The 1,691-nt window shown below is 73.2% G+C and carries 2 protein-coding genes; both read left to right on the top strand.

All coding sequences use genetic code 11. The features are described from left to right. A partial coding sequence (locus IH13_RS0100705; protein WP_031080083.1) for a GtrA family protein occupies positions 1-718 on the top strand: 718 nt, incomplete at its 5' end. Next, the coding region (locus IH13_RS0100700) for an ArnT family glycosyltransferase (protein ID WP_031080081.1) at positions 715-1,691 on the top strand (977 nt) is incomplete at its 3' end. The genes IH13_RS0100705 and IH13_RS0100700, both read left to right, overlap by 4 nt.

Below are 1,691 nucleotides of genomic sequence, written 5' to 3'. Positions count from 1 at the left end.
GCTCCTGCCGATGGTCGAGGACACCGGCTGGTTCTTCGACACGGAGATGCTGGTGCTCGCGGAGCGGGCCGGGCTGCGCATCCACGAGGTACCGGTCGACTGGGTCGACGACCCCGACTCCACCGTGCACCTCGTGCGGACCGCGACGGACGACCTCAAGGGCGTCTGGCGGGTGGGCAGGGCGCTGGCCACCGGTGCCCTGCCGCTGGACCGCCTGGCGCGGCCCTTCGGGGACGACCCGCGCGACCGGGCCGTACCGGGGGTGCCCGGCGGGCTCGCCCGGCAACTGGTCGGCTTCTGTGTGGTCGGTGCGCTCTCCACGCTCGTCTACCTCGCCCTGTACTCCCTCTTCCGGCTGGGAGCCGGCCCGCAGATCGCCAACGGCGCGGCCCTCCTGGTCTCCGCCGTCGCCAACACGGCGGCCAACCGGAGGCTCACCTTCGGCGTACGCGGGCGGGGCGGGTCCGTACGGCACCAGGCGCAGGGGCTGGTCGTCTTCGCCATCGGCCTGGCGCTCACCAGCGGTTCGCTCGCGGCCCTGGACACGGCCTCCGGGTCGCCGTCGCACGGCACGGAACTCGCCGTGCTGATCGCCGCCAACCTCGCGGCGACGGTGCTGCGGTTCCTGCTCTTCCGCGCCTGGGTCTTCCCCGACCGGCGCACCGACCACCCCGGCGACCGGCCGGGGGCCGCCCACGCACCGAGGGACGCGCGATGACCGCCACCCATCCCGACCGCCTCGCGGTACCGCACCGGACATCCGGCCACGGCCGCCCGGCCCCCTCACTGCCGCAGCGCGTGTGGCGGGGCAGGCCCGAGGACCCGCGCTGGGCACGGCCCGCCTTCCTCGGCCTGCTCCTGGTCATCGCACTGGCCTACCTGTGGGACCTCGGCGCCTCCGGTTACGCCAACTCCTTCTACTCCGCGGCCGTCCAGGCCGGAAGCCAGAGCTGGAAGGCCTTCTTCTTCGGCTCGCTGGACGCCGCCAACGCCATCACCGTCGACAAGCCCCCGGCCACGCTCTGGCCGATGGCCCTCTCGGTGCGCGTCTTCGGGCTGAGCTCCTGGGCGATCCTGGCCCCGCAGGTGCTGATGGGCGTCACGACCGCCGGGGTCCTGTACGCCGGCGTGCGCCGCCGCTTCAGTGCGGGGGCCGGGCTGATCACCATGGCCGTCTTCGCGCTGACTCCGGTCGCTGCGCTGATGTTCCGCTTCAACAACCCGGACGCCCTGCTCGCCCTGCTGATGACGGTGACCGTCTACTGCCTGCTGCGCGCCCTGGAGGGCGGCCGGACGAAGTGGCTGGTGTGGGCGGGGGTCGCGATGGGGCTCGCGTTCCTGTCCAAGACCCTGCAGGCGTTCCTGATCCTGCCGCCGCTGGCGCTGCTGTACGCGGTGTGCGCCCCGGTGTCCGTACGGAAGCGGTTCGGACAGCTCGCTCTGTCCGCCCTCGCCATGGTCGTCGCCGGCGGCTGGTGGGTGGCGCTCGTGGAGCTGTGGCCCGCCTCCTCGCGTCCGTACATCGGCGGATCGCAGAACAACTCCTTCCTGGAGCTCACCTTCGGTTACAACGGTCTCGGCCGGATCAACGGCGAGGAGACCGGCAGCGTCGGCGGAGGCGGCGGGGGCGGCCAGGGCGGCGGCTGGGGGGAGACCGGCCTCGGCCGGATGTTCGACTCCGAGATCGGCGG

The sequence above is a fragment of the Streptomyces sp. NRRL WC-3549 genome, assembly GCF_000721935.1.
Taxonomy (GTDB): Bacteria; Actinomycetota; Actinomycetes; order Streptomycetales; family Streptomycetaceae; genus Streptomyces.
Note: the sequence above shows the minus strand (reverse complement) of the source record. Positions and strands in the feature narration are given on the sequence as shown.